The organism is Actinomadura sp. NBRC 104425 (genome assembly GCF_030269545.1).
GTDB lineage: Bacteria > Actinomycetota > Actinomycetes > Streptosporangiales > Streptosporangiaceae > Spirillospora > Spirillospora keratinilytica.
In genome coordinates, this window is sequence record NZ_BSTN01000013.1 from 109,438 (window position 1) to 124,485 (window position 15,048).

Consider the following 15,048-nt stretch of genomic DNA (forward strand, 5'->3'; position numbering starts at 1 on the left):
GCCCGCGCCGGACGCGCGCCGAGCAGGTGCGCAGTGCGTGCGGGGTCGTCAGGAGGAGCGGGCCGCCTTCAGGTGGGCGGCGGCGGCCTGCTCGAGGTGGACCAGGTCGGAGGAGACGGTCGCGAACGTGTAGCCGTCGGCGAGGCGGGCGGCGGCGGTGGCGCCGTCCGGGCAGTGGAAGCCCGCCGCGATGCCCGCCTTGGCGGCGGCCTCGGCGATCCGCGCCGTCGCGTCGGCGAACGCGTCGGCCACGTCCGGGTCGCCGGGGAACCGGCCGCCGAGCGCCAGGGTCAGGTCGGACGGGCCGACGTACACCCCGTCCAGGCCGGGCACGACGCAGATCTCGTCGAGGTTCTCCAGCGCCCCGGCCGTCTCGATCATCACCACGCAGGCGACGGCCTGGTCGGACTCGGCAGGGCGCGGGCCGACGCGCAGCCCCGCCCGCATCGGCCCGTAGCTGCGCACGCCGTGCGGCGGGTAGCGGCAGAACGAGACGGCGGCCGCGGCGTCCTCGGCGTTGTTCACCAGCGGGACGATCACGCCGCGGGCCCCGGCGTCCAGGGCGCTGCCGATCCAGTACCCGTCGTTGGCCGGGACGCGGACCATGCCCGCCGACACGCCGCGGGCGTCGATCGCCGTCATCGCCGACAGCCAGCCCGGATAGGCCATGAGCCCGTGCTGGCCGTCGGCGCAGACGTAGTCGTAGCCGAGGCCGGCGATGCGCTCGGTGCCGACGGGGTTGTCGCACACCACCCAGTAGCCGAGCAGGCGTTCGCGGGCGCGCAGCCGGGCGGCGAAGGCGGACGGTCCGTTGTCGCTCATATCAGTGGTCCTTTTATCGGTGATCCTGTGCGGCGTGGTCAGCGGTTGTAGGCGGGCGCGGGACCGCGCAGGCGCTCCCAGACAGCGTCGCAGAGCTCGAGGAGGTCCGCGCCGGGCGGGGGCCCCTGGGCCGCGGCGATGTTGGCCTCCAGGTGCTCGACCTTGGACGAGCCGACGAGCACCGCGCCCACGGCGGGACGCGACAGCAGCCAGCGGAACGCCAGCTCCGGCAGGGTCAGGCCGGCCTCGGCGGCGCCCTCGGCGAGCGCCTCGACGGCCTCGAACAGGCGCCGGTCCCAGTACCGCCGCCGGTACATCTCGGCCAGGCCCGAGTCGCCGAACCGGCCGGTGGCGGGCGACTCGTCGAACCGGTGCCGGCCGGTCAGCAGCCCGCCGCCCAGCGGGTTGTAGACGATGTTGACCAGCCCGGCGCGCTCGGCGAACTCGGTGTACTCCTCCTCGATGCGCCGGCTGATCAGGTTGTACAGCGGCTGGGACAGCACCGGGACGGGCGCGCCGCGGCCGGCCGCGGCGGCGCGCAGCTCGGCGATCTGCCAGGCGGCGAAGTTGGACACCCCGACGTAGCGGATCTTGCCGGCGGCGACCTGCTCGGCCAGCGCGTCCAGGGTCTCCTCGATCGGGGTGCGCCGGTCGGGCTGGTGCAGGTAGTAGACGTCGAGCCGGTCGGTGCGCAGCCGGCGCAGGCTGCCGTCCAGGCAGCGGCGGATCGCCTCGGCCGACAGCGGCGGGGCGTCCCCGGCGTCGGGGTGCGGGATGCCGACCTTGCCGGCCAGCAGGAAGCGGTCGCGGCGGGTCGCCAGCAGCTCGCCGAGGATCTCCTCGCAGGCGCCGCCGGCGTAGCCGTTGGCGGTGTCGAGCATCGTGACGCCCGCGTCGGCGGCGACGTCCAGCATCCGCGCGGCGGTGTCGCGGCCCGCGGTGTCGCCGAACGTCATCGTGCCCAGCACCAGCCGGGACAGCTCCAGGTCGGTGCCCGGTACCGGGACGGTCTCCATGGTCCTCTCCGTCATGATCGTCACACCACCGGGTTGGCGGGGTCGAGGCCGCGCAGGACGCGCACCACGTCGGTGGCGACCGTGGTGCCCATGGCGGCGTTGGCCTCGTGGCTGAACGCGCCGCAGTGCGGGGTGAGCACCACGTTGGGCGCGTCCAGCAGCGGGCTGCCGTGCGGCGGTTCACTGGCGAACACGTCGACCGCCGCGCCCGCCAGGCGGCCCTCGCGCAGCGCCTCGGCGAGCGCCGCCTCGTCGACCAGCCCGCCGCGGGCGGTGTTGACCAGGTAGGCGCCGGGCCGCAGGCGGGCCAGCTCGGCGCGGCCCAGCAGCGGCGGGGCGCCGGGCGCCAGCGGCAGGTGCAGGGTGACCGCGTCGGCGGCTTGCAGGCACTCGTCCAGGCCGGCGGCGCGGACGCCGTGCTCGGCGAAGACCTCGGCGGGCAGGTGCGGGTCGTGGGCGACGACGGTCATGTCGAAGCCGCGGGCGCGGCGCGCCACGGCCTGGCCGATGCGGCCGAAGCCGATCACGGCGAGGGTGCGGCCCGCCAGCTCGGGGCCGAAAAACCGGTCCCAGCGGCCCTGCACGACCGAGCTGTGCGCCGGGACGATCTGCCGCACCGCCGCCAGCAGCAGCGCCATGGTCATGTCCGCGACGGCCGTGGTGTTGGCGCCGGGGGCGTTGACGACGCGGATACCGGCGGCTTTCGCGGCCGCCACGTCGATGTTGTCGACGCCGACGCCGTGCTTGGCGATCACGCGCAGCGACGGCGCCGCCTCGATCACCCTGGCGGTCACCGGGTCCAGTCCGACGATCAGCGCGGCGGCGCCGGCCGCCTCCTGGACCAGTTCGTCCTCCGCCAGCGGGTGCGCGAAGCGGGAGCGCCGCGCCGGGACGCCCGCCTCCTCGAACACCCGCCACGGGCTGTCGGTGTACCGGGCGAAGCTCTGGGTGGTCACCACCACTTCGCCCGTAGAGCCGGACATATCCGTCATCCCCCTGATCCGATTTCGATTCCGAAGACCTCGAGCACCGTGTAGACCCCCAGGAAGCTGATCGCGATGGTGCTGAGCACGAGTGCGGCGGTGAGCAGCCGGCCGTCCCGGAACTCGCGGTCCACCTCGGCGCGCCGCAGCCACCACACCGCGATGACGACGGCGATCAGGAAGATCCCTCCGCCGATGCCGCCGATCTGCACCATGAGCACCGGCGACTGCAGGTAGAGGAAGAACAGCGCCCACAGCGGCGGCAGTGTCAGCGTCAGGATGCGGATGACGCGCTGCCGCTTGCGCACGTCGGTCCAGTCGAACACGCCCAGCAGCCCCAGGGTGTTGGTCCACAGCCGCGGCACGCTGGCCGACGAGGCGATGGCGGTGGAGTACAGCACGGCGAACGCGCCCGCCAGGAACAGGTACTCCGCCCACGGGCCGAGGGTGTCGGTGTAGATGCGCGACAGCGTGGTGATCATCTCGTTGCCCTCGGGCACCAGGTTCTGCGGGTGCAGCACGGCCGCGCCGATCAGGTAGAACGACAGCGTGCACAGGGTGCACACGGCCCAGGCGGCCAGGGCGTCCACGCGCATGACGCGGATCCAGCCGCGCGCCCGGCGGGCGCGCTCGGCGGTGCCGTCGTCGGGGCCGGTCCAGCGGGCGTAGCCCTTCTCGATGCACCAGTAGGTGTAGGTGGTCATCTCGTCGGCGCCGACGCCGGTGATGCCGAACATGGCCACGGCGAAGCCGAGCGTCCCGGCGGGGACCGCGAACTCCAGCCCGGAGGCCAGGTCGGACGGGCCGTACCCGAAGTCGGTCAGCGGCAGGCCGAGGGCCAGCAGCACGGTCGCGACCGTGAACACCACGACGGTCAGGAACGCCGCCCGCTCGACGGTGCCGTACCGGTTGCGGTACAGCAGCAGGACGATGCTGAGCACGACCGCCACCGTCCAGAAGGTCAGCGACGGCGTGGACAGCGGTTCGCCCACCACCGGGAGCAGCACGCTCAGCGCGGCCGCCGCGCCGCCGATGATGCCGCCGCGCTGCATCATCTTGGCGAAGTCCATGCCGATCCACAGCACGTTGATCCAGCCGACCCGGCCGAACCGCGGCGGGACGCGGCCGTAGCCCTCCAGCGCCGGGGAGCCGGTGAGGATCGTCCACTTGGCCAGCTCGATCTGCACCCAGACCTTCACCAGCGTGCTGACGATCACCAGCCACAGCAGGACGAAGCCCGCCTTGGCACCGAGCGAGGTCGTGGTGATCAGCTCGCCGGAGCCGACGACCGCCGCGGAAAGGATCATGCCCGGCCCGAGGTACCGGAGCGTGTCGCGCCGGCCGACCGGGGGTTCCTTCACGTCCTCCGCGCGCAGCGCATAGGGGTCGTCCGGCGATCCGGCGGGCTCGGGCGCCCGCGGAGCCTTGCTGTCCACCGCCATAGGGGATTCGTCCTTCCCGTTCGCGCCCGCGGGCGCGGTGCGCGCCCTCCGGGCGGCAACCCGCAGGTTACCTGCGCGTTACGCATGGCAGGTAACCACTTATGCGCGAATCACGCAAGAGTTGCCCGAGGTCGCCACAGAACAGTGCGTGTTTCGCGCAATATCGGGTAGGGTGCGCGGTGAAAGACGAGCGCGGCCGGCATGCCGCGCTGCACAGGAGCGGACGGACGGGGGGCGCGGGCGTGGACGCACCGGGCACGCTGGTCGTCGCCGACGACCTGACCGGAGCCGCAGACGCGGGAATGCCCTTCGCGGCGCGCGGACTGCGCACGGTGGTCGCGCTGGGCACCGTGCCGCCCGGCACGGCGGTGACGGTCGTCGACACCGATTCCCGGCACGCCGACCCCGCCGCGGCCGCCGCGCGCGTCGCCGATGCGCTGCGCGACCGCCCGCCGGGCGCGGCGGTGCTGAAGAAGGTCGACTCGACGCTGCGCGGCAACCTGGCCGCCGAGATCGGCGCGCTGGCCGGCGCGGTCGACGGGCCGGTGGTGTTCGCCCCGGCGTTCCCCGCGACCGGGCGCACGGTCCGCGACGGCGTCCCCCTCCTGGACGGCGTGCCGCTGAACCAGACCTCCGCGTGGGCGGCCGAGGCCCGGCCCGCGCCCGCCCGGGTCGCCGACGCCCTCGCGCCGCTGCCCACCGAGCTCATCGGCCTGGCGGACGTGCGCGGCGACCCCGGCGGCCTGCGCGAACTGCTCGCCCGCGCGGGCGAGCGGGGCCGCGTGGCGGTCTGCGACGCCGTCACCGACGACGACCTGCACGCGATCGTCCGCGCCGGAGCCGGGCTCGGCGCCGCCTGGGCGGGCTCCGCCGGGCTGGCCGCCGCCCTCGCCGCCGCCCAGGCGCCGCCCGCGGCCGCCCCCGCCGCCTTGCCGCCCGTCCCGGGACGGGTCGTCGCCGTGATCGGCAGCGCGGGCGCGGTGGCGCGGGCCCAGGCGCAGCGCCTGGCCGAGCGGTTCGGCCGGTCGATGTTCATCGACGTGCCCGACCTGCTCGACGCCGGCCCGGGCGGGCCGGCCGGGCTCGCCGCCGCCGTCCCGGACGGCGACGTCGTCATCGCCCCGCGCCCCGACGGGCCGCCCGACCCGGCGGTGTCGCGGCGGCTGACCGAGGCGCTGGCCGCCGTGGCCGCCCCCGCCGCGGCCGAGGCCGGGCTGCTGGTGCTGACCGGCGGCGAGACCGCCCGCGCCGTGCTCGCCCGGTGCGGGCTGTCGGCGCTGACGCTGGTCGCCGAGGTCGCCACCGGCACCGTCCTGTCCCGGGCCGCCGCCTGTCCCGGCACGGCCGCCCCCGAGACCACCGGCGCCGACGCGGCGCCGCGCTCCCCGTACGTCATCACCAAGGCGGGCGGCTTCGGCGGACCGGAGACCCTGGTCGACGCGGTCGCCGCGGCCCGCGCCCTCCCCGCTGGAAGGAACCCCTCATGAGCACACCTCTCATCGCCGTCACCATGGGCGACGCGGCGGGCATCGGCCCCGAGGTGATCGTCCGCGCGATCCCGCGGGTGGCGGAGTTCAGCCGCCCCGTCGTGATCGGCGACGCGGCCCGGCTGGCCGAGGCCGCGGCGATCTGCGGCGTGCCGCTGACACCGCACGTCGTCACCGACCCCGAGCAGGCGCGCTTCGCCCCCGGCACCGTCGACGTGATCGACCTCGGGCTGATCCCCGAGGGCCTGCCGTTCGGCGAGCTGTCCCCCGCCGCCGGGGAGGCCGCCTACCAGTACGTGCGCGTCGCGTCCGAGCTGGCGATGGCCGGCAAGGCGCAGGCGATCTGCACCGCGCCGCTGAACAAGGAGGCGCTGCACGCCGCCGGGCACCGCTACCCCGGCCACACCGAGCTGCTGGCCGAGCTGACCGGGGTGCCGGAGGTGTCGATGATGCTGGCCACCGACACGGTCCGCGTCATCCACGTCACCACCCATATCGGGCTGATCGACGCGATCGAGCGCATCGACGACGGCCTGGTCGAGCGCACCGTGCGGCGCGGCCACGACACCCTGGTCGCCGCCGGGGTCGAGCGGCCGCGCATCGCGGTGTGCGGGATCAACCCGCACGCCGGGGAGAACGGGCTGTTCGGCCGGGGCGAGGAGGAGGAGAAGATCGTCCCGGCGCTGGAGCGGCTGCGCGCCGAGGGCGTGGACGCGCGCGGTCCGCTGCCCGCCGATACAGTGTTCTTCCGAGCCGGCCGGGGCGACTTCGACCTGGTGGTGGCGATGTACCACGACCAGGGCCACGGGCCGGTGAAGATCCTGGGCTTGGAGGCGGGTGTGAACATCACCGTGGGCCTGCCGGTGATCAGGACCTCGGTCGACCACGGCACGGCCTTCGACATCGCGGGCACCGGCAAGGCGGACGCGGGCAGCATGGTGGAGGCGATGCGCCAGGCCGCCCGCCTGGCCAGGCGGATATGAGCCCGGACCCGAGCGCCGGCACCGACACCGGCGCGGGCGCCGGGGCCCGGGACGGCGCGGCCGGGGCGGGCGAGCGGCTGCGGGCCGCCGAGCGCCGCCGCCTGATCGAGGAGCTGGTCGCGGCGCGCGGCAATGTGGCGGTGGAGGAGCTGGCCGCCTCGCTCGGCGTCACCCAGTCCACGATCCGGCGCGACCTGGCCCTGCTCACCGAGCGGGGCCGGCTGGCCCGCACCTACGGCGGCGCCATGCCGGTCACCGCCGCGCCGGAGCCGCCGGTGGGGCAGCGCGCGCACGAGCACGTCGCCGAGAAGGACCGCATCGCCCGGTGGGCCGCCGCGCAGATCGGCGACGGCGAGTCCGTCCTGCTGGACGCCGGCACCACCACCGGCCGGGTGGCCCACCACCTGCGCTCCCGCACCGGCCTGACGGTGATCACCAACGGGCTGACCGCGGTCACCGAGCTGGCCGACGCGACGGAGATCGATCTGGTGGTGCTCGGCGGGTCGCTGCGGCACATCAGCCAGGGCCTGGTGGGGCCGCTGGCCGAGCTGACGCTGTCGCGGCTGACCGCCGACCGCGCATTTCTCGGCGCCGACGGCCTGGATGCCGCCCTCGGCATCTGCGAGGCGAGCCTGGTGCAGACCCGGTTGAAGGAGCAGATGGCCGAGCGCGCCCGCGAAGTGTACGTGCTGGCCGACGCCAGCAAGCTGGGCCGCGCCCCGTTCGGCGCCTGGGCCGCGCTGCCCGGTCCGTGGACGCTGGTCACCGACCACACCGCCGACGAGGAGCGGCTCGCCCCGTTCCGCGCGCTGCCGCACGTGCGCGTCGTCCGCGCCTGACCGCCGCCCGCCCGGTGGCGCGGGCTCCGGTCACAGGCGCAGCACGGACGCCGGGGTGACGGCGCGCTCCTCCAGGTGGCCGGTGCCGGGCACGTCGTAGCGGGCCAGGACGGTCAGGCCCGCGGGCAGGTAGGGGCGGTGCGGGTCGCCGACCAGCACGTCCACGCCGTGCCGCCGCTGCGCGCGCAGGAACGCCATCATGGCCTCGGCCAGGTCGGGGTCGTAGCAGACGTCGCCGGCGAGGATCACGTCGGCCGGCACGGGTGCGCGGGAGGCCGACAGGTCCTCGCACAGCACGTCGACGCGCACGCCGTTCAGGGCGGCGTTGAGGCGGACGGCCGCGGCGGCGACCGGGTCGACGTCGCAGGCGGTGACGTGCCCGGCCCCGGCCAGGGCGGCGCAGATGGCGACCATGCCGGACCCGCTGGCCAGGTCGAGGACGCGGCGCTGCGCCACCAGCTCGGGGTGGTCGAGGACGTGGCGGCCCAGCGCCTGACCGCCCGCCCAGGGGAACGCCCAGAACGGCGGCGGCACGTCCTCGCTCCGGTCGCCGGCGACGGCCTCCCACGCGGCGAACGGCTCGTCGGCCAGGTGCAGCCGCAGCTCGGGCAGCAGCGGCGGCGCGCCGACCCGGGTCAGCGACCGCACCACCGCCTCGTGCTCGTCCACGCCGAGCCCCGTCATCCCAGAGCCCCGCGGACGACCGCGATCTGACGCACCGAAAGCCTCCTCCGCCTGCCTCCCTGCGATCCTCGCACAGCGGGAGACGGTCTCCTCTCCCGCCGCCCCGGGCCGCCCGGCGGGATCCGCTGCGGCGTCCGCGCCGCACGGGGCCGGGCGGCGCGGACGCCCGGGCTCACGGCGCGTCGAGCAGCGGGATGAGCTGTTCCTCCTCGTAGTCGAGGTGGGCTTCGAGCTCGGCGGTGAGCCGTTCGACCTCGGCGAGCACCGCGCCGGGGTCGGCGTCCTCGGCGGCGACGGCCCGGCGCAGGCCGTCCAGCAGTGCCGCGACCCGTTCGTGCTCGCGGCGCAGCCGGTCGAAGGTCGCGGCGTGCCCGGGGTGGCGGGCGGCGAGGGCGGGGAACATCCCCTCGTCCTCGGCGGTGTGGTGGAACCCCAGGCCCCTGCAGACGGTCAGGCAGTTGACGCGCAGCTGCGCGCCGAGCCGCGGCCCGGTGCCGGCGATCTCCCTGCGGATGAGCGCCAGTTCGCGGCGGAAGGCGTCGTGCACCGGCTTGAGCGCCGCGCCGGGCGACGCGGCGTTCGACGCCGGCGGGCCGGGGATGGGCTCCAGCGCGACGACGGGGATGACGCGGGTGGTCTTGGCCTGGTACTCGGCCCACCCCGGGTTCGCCTCGGCGGCGCGGGCGAACAGGCGATCGCGTTCGTCGCCCTTCAGGACGGTGGCCTTCGCGTCGTAGATGAAGACGCCGTCCTCGACGGTGACACGCGGATGTGCCACCAGGTTGTGGAACCAGTCCGGGTGCCGGGGGGCTCCCCCGGCGGAGGCGATCACCAGCAGGCGGTCGCCGTCGGGCAGGTAGGCCACGGGCGTGGTGTGCGGGACGCCGGTGCGGGCACCGGTGGTGGTGAGCAGCAGCAGCCGGCCCCCTTCGAAGGGGCCGCCGACGCGTCCGCCGTTGGCGCGGAACTCGGCGATGATCCGCCGGTTGAAATCGTTGGGCATGCTCTCATTTCTCGGTGGGTGCGAGATCTCGGCCGGCCGGTTTTCCGGCATGGCGAAACGGCCGTTGCGGTGGGGTGATTCGTGCGCGGGAATGCGTGCACGCGAAACAGCGGCGGGAAAACGCTGGAAAGGCGGGGAAAGCGTGAGCGGCGGGCCCCTGGCCCGCCGTGCGCTCACGACGCGGCCGGGCGCCTCACTCGTGAACGGCCCATGGCCGACCCGGCAGTCACGTTCCCGACCCTAACCCGGGCGAATAACGCGGAGCAACTCACCGTTGGGCATTTCCGGATTCCCCGCCACGGGACGCGCAGTCGCACCCGGCGTCGCGCAGGTGGGCGGTGTCGTTGAAGACGCGCACGACGGCGGTGCCGTCGCGGAACCAGTCGATCTCCGACAGGCAGGCCGAGTCGAGGAACATGCGATGCATGCTGGCCAGCGGCGCCCGCAGCGCCATCACCACCAGCGTCTTGATCGCGCCGACATGGCTGACCAGCAGCACCGTGCCCGCGGGAAGGCGCTCCACGACGCGGGCGCGCACGCGCTGCAGCCGGGTCAGGGTGTCGGCGAAGCTCTCCCCGCCGGGCGGCGCGACGGCGGGGTCGCTGCTCCAGGCGGCGGCCTCGTCGGGCCAGGCGGCGCGGACCTCCTCGAAGGTCAGGCCCTCCCACTCGCCGAAGTCGGTCTCGCGCAGGTCGTCGTCCACCAGCACCGGGCATCCGCCGAGCCCGTCGGCGACGATCTCGGCGGTCTGCCGGGCGCGGCGCAGCGGCGAGGACAGCACGGCCGAGATGCCGCCGCGTTCGGCCAGGCGGCGGGCGGCCGCCTGCGCCTGCGCCACGCCGTCGGCGCTGAGGCCCACCTCGGACACGCCGCTGAACCGCTTCTGCGGCGACAGCGGGGTGTCGCCGTGGCGCAGCAGCAGGGTGGTGACGGGCGGGGCGGTGACGCAGTTCCAGCCGGTGCCGCGGTCGGGCTCACCGCGATCATGAGGTGAGGACGTGTCGGTCATATGATCTCCCGCAGGGTGGCGAAGAAGGTGCGCGCGCTGTCCTCCCAGGTGGGGAAGGTGAGGGCGCGTTCGCGGGCGGCGGCGCCGAGCCGGGCGCGCAGTCCCGCGTCGTCGATGAGCGTGCGCAGCTCGGCGGCGAGCGCGGGCACGTCGCCGACTTCGGCGTGCCGGCCCTCGCGGTCGTGCCTCGCCAGGTGGGGGAGGTTGCCCGCCCGCCAGCCGACGACGGGCAGCCCCGCTGCCATCGCTTCTCCATACACCGTTCCGTACGGCTCGCGGGTGCTGGGAAGCACAAAGATGTCGCAGTCGCGGTAGAGCCGGGCGACCTCGTCGCCGGGCAGGCGGCCGTGGCGGACGACGCGTCCGATCAGCTCGTCGCGGTTCAGGCGGCGCAGCACCGCGGTGCGGTAGGCGGGGTCGGCGTGCTCGTCGCCCACCAGGTGGAGGCGGGCGGCGCCCTCGGGCAGCAGGGCGACCGCGTCGAGCAGTTCGCAGATGCCCTTGCGGGGCAGCCAGTTGGCGACGCACAGCAGTGCGGCGCGGTTGTCGCCGCGCACGTCGGTGGGCGGCTCGTCGGAGACGGCGGCCACGTCGCACCCGGGCGGCACGACGACGGTGTCGCGGAAGCCCTGCCGGGCCAGCTCCTCGGCGAGGTGCTCGCTGGCGACGATGATCCGCGACACCCGCCGGTAGACGGCCCGGTCGAGCGCGGCCTGCACCCGCGTGCGCAGCGGGCCGTGGTCGATGCCGCCGGGCGGCTGGTGCAGCACGGCGGCGACGGGGGCGTCCGGCCAGGTCCGGGAGGTGGCGAGGAACCCGGCGGCGATGCTGTCGAGCGCCACCACGTCGGGCTCCTGGTCGCGCACCGTCCGCCAGACGTCGTCGGCGTCGCGGGCGGCGAGCGGGAAGCGGCGTTCGGGAAAGGAGGCGAACCGCAGCCGGGCGCCGTTGCGCGGTGCGAGCTCGGCCATCCGGCGGTGGTAGCGGTAGCCGCCGGTCAGCGTGTTCGGATCGCCCAGCGTGATGAGGGACACCGACACGCTCTGCTTCGCCACCAACCCGACCTACCCCCACTCTGCGACGACGATGTGCAAAGGCGACCGTAACGCAGGGCGGGGGGCCGTGGGTCGGTGCGGCGCGGGCTGGCGGCGGAGCTTCAGTGCGACAGCAGCTTACGCCGGGCGATCTCGTCGGGCCGGGTGTGCAGGGCCTGGACGTTCTCCGGCGGCAGGAACGCCGGCTCGCCCACGGCCAGCACGCCCGACATCACCCGGGCCACCTTCACCGCCATCTCGGTGATCGCGTCGACCTCGGCGGCGGACCGGCCGAGCGCGAAGATGCCGTGGTTGGCCAGGTAGACCAGCTTGGGCGGCTCGCCGTGCTCGGCGATGTGGCGACGCAGCCCGGCGTGCACCTCGCGGGCGATGGCCAGGCCCGGATCGGCGTACGGGACCAGCAGCGCGTGCGGCCCGAGCACCACCACCTGGTCGGGGAACAGGGTGCCCTCCACCAGCTTGTGCGCCTTGTCGGAGCACAATACGGCGTTGGCGGCGACCGGGTGGGTGTGCCCGACGACCTGCGCGCCCGCGTACTCGATGCACATGGCGTGCAGCAGCGCCTCGATGGACGGGCGGCCCTCGCCGCCGACGCGGGCCTTGAGCATGGCCTCCGACAGGCCCGCCTGGTCGAGGTCGTCCTCTTCCAGCAGGCCGAGCAGGCGGCCGGTGTCGACCTCGACGAAGTCCTCGGGCGAGGCGGCCGCCATCCGCGCTCCGCTGGCCTTGACGAGCATGCGGTGCGGGCCGGTGCGGGCGGCGGTGTTGCCCTCGGCCAGCACCACCAGGTCGCGGTCGGGCCGCCCCAGCCCGCGGGTCAGCTCGATGAGTTCTGCCAGGCCTTCGGTCACGATTCTCCTTGCACCATGGGGTGGGTCAGGGGCGGCAGCGCGGCGCGCAGCCGCCGGAACAGTTCGTAGCGTTCGGTGTAGCGGGCGGTCCGCTCGGGGTCGGGCCGGTGGATGCGGGACGGCACGACCGCCAGGTCCCGGACCTCCTCCGGCGACGTCCACACGCCGACCGCCAGGCCGGCCAGCATGGCCGCGCCCACGGCGGCGCCGTGGCCGGTGACCGGCACCTGGATCTCTCGGCCCAGCACGTCCGCCTTGACCTGCAGCCACGCCTCGCTCTTGGCGCCGCCGCCGGTGCACAGCACCGACGGTACGCGATGCCCGGCGGCCTCCAGCGCGTCCAGGTCGGCGCGCAGCGCGAACGCGGTGCCCTCGAACACCGCCAGCAGCAGGTCGCGGGCGTCCACGCCGAGGTCGAGGCCGACGACGGCGCCGCGGACGCGGGCGTCCCAGCTGGGCGTGCGCTCTCCCGCGAACGACGGCGCCGCCAGCAGCCGGGTGGGGCGGGGCCGCTCCAGCAGCGGCCCGGAGTCCAGCAGGCCGGGCGGCTCGCCGGTGAGCGCACGCACCCAGTCCACGACGGCGCCGGTGGAGACCTGCGCGGTCAGCACGAGGTCGACGCCGTCCACGCAGTGCCGGGAGTGGATCAGGCCGGGCACGGCGGTGCCGCGCGGCACCGCCAGCACGGTGACGGTGGAGAACCCGGTCATCTCGGTCAGCGGGTCGCCGGGCCGCAGCACCCCGGCCTCCAGCGCCGACCCCACCGCGTCGATGCCCCCGGCGGCGACCGGGGTGCCGGCGGGCAGCCCGGTGAGCTCCGCGGCCTGCGGTGTGACCCGGCCGACGACCGTGCGGCACGGCACGGCGTCGGGGAGCATGCCGACCGGGACGCCCGCGTCCGCCAGCGCGGCGGGCCAGCCGCCGTCCCAGCCCTGCATGAGGCAGGCGCCGGAGTCGTCCAGCGACGACTCGCCGGTCAGCCGCCGCACCAGGAACCCGTTGGCGTGCAGCACGGCCTGGGCCTTGTCCAGTTCGGCGGGGCGGTGCCGCGCCCACCACAGCAGCTTGGCGGTGCCGTGGTAGGGGTCGGGGCCGTTGCGGGACGTGCCGAGCAGCTCCCCGATCTGGCGGGCCTCGGCCATGGCGCGCCGGTCGATCCAGGTCAGCGCGGGGCCGACCGGGTCGCCGTGCGCGTCCACCGCGACCATCGTGGGCGCCTGGCAGGTGACCGCCACCGACGTCACCTCGGCGCCGCCGACCACCTCGGGCAGCGCCTCGCACGCCGCGCGCCACCAGGCGTCGGCGTCCTGCTCGGCGCCCATCCCGGCCAGCCGCGTCGGGTAGCGGACGGTGCGTTCGCGCAGTACGCGGGCCCGGTCGTCCAGGGCGACGGCCTTGAGCCCGGTGGTGCCGATGTCGACGCCGACGGTGACACGCGCGGTCAACTGTTCCTCCATCGGTCGCGGGCGTGCGCCACCCGGTCCAGGTAGTCGGCGTAGCCGGCGGCGTAGAAGTCGGCGCGCCCGGGGTCGGGGTCGCAGCCGGCCGCCGGCTCGGTCCATTCCCCGGCGTCCAGATCGACGCCGAGGCGGTCGGCGGCGGCCAGCACGGCGCCGCGCGCGCCCGTCTCCGGGGCGGCGACCCGCACCGGCCGTCCGATCACGTCGGCGAACAGCTGCAGCCAGCGCCGGCTGCGCGTGCCGCCGCCGCACACCGCCAGGCGGCCGGAGAGCCCGGCGGCGTCCAGGCAGTGCCGGGCCGCGTAGGCGATGCCCTCGCAGGTCGCGCGCACCAGGTCGGCCTTGGACGTCTCCAGGCTGACGCCGCTGATCTCGGCGCGGGCGCCCGGCTCGACGAACGGCGCCCGCTCCCCCGACGGCGCGAAGTACGGCAGGATCCGCACCCCGTTCGCGCCGGGCGGGGACTCGGCCAGCAGGTCCTCGACCCGGTCGTGCGACAGGCCGGTGGACGCCAGCACCCAGTCCAGGGCGGCCGTGCCGACCATCGCGGGCATCGCGCACAGCCACCGGCCGGGCCGCTCGGTCGCCAGCGTCAGCCCGGCGGGCTCGCGCCCCAGGTCCAGGTCGTCGGTGACGACCTGGCAGGCCAGCGTGGTGCCGACGGTGAGCAGCCCGTCGCCCGGCTCGGTGATCCCCGCGCCGCGCGCGCACGCGGGCAGGTCGAACGGGCCGCCGGCGACGGGCGTCCCGGCGGGCAGCCCGGCGCCGTCCCGGCCGGCCGGCGGGCGGATCTCCCCCACCGGGAGGGGGTCGTGGACGGGCGCCAGCAGACCGGCCCGGTGCGTCAGCCCGCACGCCTCGATCGCCTCCGCGTCGTAGCCGCGGGTGCGCGGGTCGAGGAACGGCACGGACGCGTCGGACACGTCGGTGGCGCGCACGCCCGTCCACCGCTGGAACACCACGTCCTTGCAGTATCCAGCGGTGGCGGCGGCGTCGAGCACCTCGGGGCGGTGCCGGTCGAACCACGCCAGCACCGGCCCGGCGCTGCCGGGGAACATGCCCGAGCCGGTGCGGCGGAAGACCCGCTCGGTCACGCCGTCGGCCGTCCACCCGGCCAGGATGTCGGCGGCCCGGCCGTCCATCCATGACACCGCCGGGTGCACCGGCCGGGCGTTTCCGTCCACCAGCCACACGCCGTCGCCCTGGCCGGTCAGCCCGGCCAGGCGCGGTGTCACGCCGAGCGCGGCGGTCACCTCGCCGACGGCCCGACACACCTCGTCGATGTCCTGCTCGACCCGGCCGTCGCGCACCGCCAGCCGGGTGCGCCGCGACTCCACCCGCAGGACGCGTCCCCGCTCGTCGAAGGCCGCCGCCTTGACCAGCGAGGTCCCCACGTCGATCCCGACGTACATGT

14 protein-coding genes are annotated in these 15,048 nt (G+C 75.5%); 3 read left to right on the forward strand and 11 right to left on the reverse strand.

Annotated elements, in window-relative coordinates; genetic code table 11:
* Window positions 1–48: 48 nt before the first annotated feature.
* From QSK22_RS20430 to QSK22_RS20445, 4 genes are read right to left on the reverse strand one after another with little or no spacing between them, the layout of a single operon-like run.
* Window positions 49–822, reverse strand: coding sequence for an HpcH/HpaI aldolase family protein (locus QSK22_RS20430; RefSeq protein WP_285495851.1), 774 nt, complete (start codon window positions 820–822; stop codon window positions 49–51).
* Between the two features lie 38 nt (window positions 823–860).
* Window positions 861–1,853, reverse strand: a complete 993-nt coding sequence (locus tag QSK22_RS20435; RefSeq protein WP_285495852.1) for an aldo/keto reductase — start codon at window positions 1,851–1,853, stop codon at window positions 861–863.
* Between the two features lie 5 nt (window positions 1,854–1,858).
* Window positions 1,859–2,821 (reverse strand): phosphoglycerate dehydrogenase, encoded by a 963-nt coding sequence (locus tag QSK22_RS20440; protein ID WP_285495853.1) that lies wholly within the window; start codon window positions 2,819–2,821, stop codon window positions 1,859–1,861.
* Between the two features lie 5 nt (window positions 2,822–2,826).
* Window positions 2,827–4,263, reverse strand: a complete 1,437-nt coding sequence (locus tag QSK22_RS20445; RefSeq protein WP_285495854.1) for an Nramp family divalent metal transporter — start codon at window positions 4,261–4,263, stop codon at window positions 2,827–2,829.
* Window positions 4,264–4,442: 179 nt separating this feature from the next.
* Between QSK22_RS20445 and QSK22_RS20450 the strand changes: the two genes are divergently transcribed.
* Genes QSK22_RS20450 through QSK22_RS20460 form a run of 3 tightly spaced genes read left to right on the forward strand, consistent with a single transcriptional unit; the run spans window position 4,443 to window position 7,572 of the window.
* The gene (locus tag QSK22_RS20450) at window positions 4,443–5,750 is read left to right on the forward strand and encodes a four-carbon acid sugar kinase family protein (RefSeq protein WP_285495855.1); all 1,308 of its coding nucleotides are present in this window, start codon (window positions 4,443–4,445) and stop codon (window positions 5,748–5,750) included.
* Window positions 5,747–6,733, forward strand: a complete 987-nt coding sequence (pdxA, locus tag QSK22_RS20455; RefSeq protein ID WP_285495856.1) for a 4-hydroxythreonine-4-phosphate dehydrogenase PdxA — start codon at window positions 5,747–5,749, stop codon at window positions 6,731–6,733. Before QSK22_RS20450 ends, pdxA begins: the two co-directional genes overlap by 4 nt.
* Window positions 6,730–7,572: a DeoR/GlpR family DNA-binding transcription regulator gene (locus QSK22_RS20460; RefSeq protein ID WP_285495857.1), complete on the forward strand. Its 843-nt coding sequence runs from the start codon at window positions 6,730–6,732 to the stop codon at window positions 7,570–7,572. Before pdxA ends, QSK22_RS20460 begins: the two co-directional genes overlap by 4 nt.
* Before the next feature lie 30 nt (window positions 7,573–7,602).
* Here the strand turns inward: QSK22_RS20460 and QSK22_RS20465 are convergent, their stop codons facing one another.
* The 7 genes from QSK22_RS20465 to QSK22_RS20495 all read right to left on the reverse strand — a co-directional run bounded on the left by QSK22_RS20465 (window position 7,603) and on the right by QSK22_RS20495 (window position 15,046).
* Entirely contained in the window at window positions 7,603–8,256 is a 654-nt protein-coding gene (locus QSK22_RS20465) for a class I SAM-dependent methyltransferase (RefSeq protein ID WP_285495858.1), read from the reverse strand.
* 172 nt (window positions 8,257–8,428) lie between these two features.
* Window positions 8,429–9,259 (reverse strand): nitroreductase/quinone reductase family protein, encoded by an 831-nt coding sequence (locus QSK22_RS20470; protein WP_285495859.1) that lies wholly within the window; start codon window positions 9,257–9,259, stop codon window positions 8,429–8,431.
* A gap of 268 nt (window positions 9,260–9,527) precedes the next feature.
* Window positions 9,528–10,268 (reverse strand): histidine phosphatase family protein, encoded by a 741-nt coding sequence (locus QSK22_RS20475; RefSeq protein ID WP_285495861.1) that lies wholly within the window; start codon window positions 10,266–10,268, stop codon window positions 9,528–9,530.
* A complete protein-coding gene (locus tag QSK22_RS20480) occupies window positions 10,265–11,323 on the reverse strand; it encodes a glycosyltransferase family 4 protein (RefSeq protein ID WP_285495862.1) in 1,059 nt (352 codons plus the stop codon). Before QSK22_RS20480 ends, QSK22_RS20475 begins: the two co-directional genes overlap by 4 nt.
* A gap of 101 nt (window positions 11,324–11,424) precedes the next feature.
* Entirely contained in the window at window positions 11,425–12,174 is a 750-nt protein-coding gene (locus tag QSK22_RS20485; RefSeq protein WP_285495863.1) for a class II aldolase/adducin family protein, read from the reverse strand.
* Window positions 12,171–13,619 carry a xylulokinase gene (locus QSK22_RS20490; protein WP_285495864.1) on the reverse strand — a complete coding sequence of 483 codons (1,449 nt, stop codon included), beginning with the start codon at window positions 13,617–13,619 and terminating at the stop codon, window positions 12,171–12,173. The genes QSK22_RS20485 and QSK22_RS20490 overlap by 4 nt, the downstream gene beginning before the upstream one ends.
* Entirely contained in the window at window positions 13,616–15,046 is a 1,431-nt protein-coding gene (locus tag QSK22_RS20495) for an FGGY-family carbohydrate kinase (protein ID WP_285495865.1), read from the reverse strand. Before QSK22_RS20495 ends, QSK22_RS20490 begins: the two co-directional genes overlap by 4 nt.
* Window positions 15,047–15,048 lie beyond the last annotated feature (2 nt).

Excerpts from the sequence above, each read along its gene's own strand:
- QSK22_RS20435 (WP_285495852.1), bottom strand. The coding sequence starts at position 1,853 with ATGACGGAGAGGACCATGGAGACCGTCCCGGTACCGGGCACCGACCTG.
- QSK22_RS20460 (WP_285495857.1), top strand. The coding sequence starts at position 6,730 with ATGAGCCCGGACCCGAGCGCCGGCACCGACACCGGCGCGGGCGCCGGG.
- QSK22_RS20465 (WP_285495858.1), bottom strand. The coding sequence starts at position 8,256 with ATGACGGGGCTCGGCGTGGACGAGCACGAGGCGGTGGTGCGGTCGCTG.
- QSK22_RS20430 (WP_285495851.1), bottom strand. The coding sequence starts at position 822 with ATGAGCGACAACGGACCGTCCGCCTTCGCCGCCCGGCTGCGCGCCCGC.
- QSK22_RS20495 (WP_285495865.1), bottom strand. The coding sequence starts at position 15,046 with ATGTACGTCGGGATCGACGTGGGGACCTCGCTGGTCAAGGCGGCGGCC.
- QSK22_RS20470 (WP_285495859.1), bottom strand. The coding sequence starts at position 9,259 with ATGCCCAACGATTTCAACCGGCGGATCATCGCCGAGTTCCGCGCCAAC.
- pdxA (WP_285495856.1), top strand. The coding sequence starts at position 5,747 with ATGAGCACACCTCTCATCGCCGTCACCATGGGCGACGCGGCGGGCATC.
- QSK22_RS20445 (WP_285495854.1), bottom strand. The coding sequence starts at position 4,263 with ATGGCGGTGGACAGCAAGGCTCCGCGGGCGCCCGAGCCCGCCGGATCG.
- QSK22_RS20440 (WP_285495853.1), bottom strand. The coding sequence starts at position 2,821 with ATGTCCGGCTCTACGGGCGAAGTGGTGGTGACCACCCAGAGCTTCGCC.
- QSK22_RS20475 (WP_285495861.1), bottom strand. The coding sequence starts at position 10,268 with ATGACCGACACGTCCTCACCTCATGATCGCGGTGAGCCCGACCGCGGC.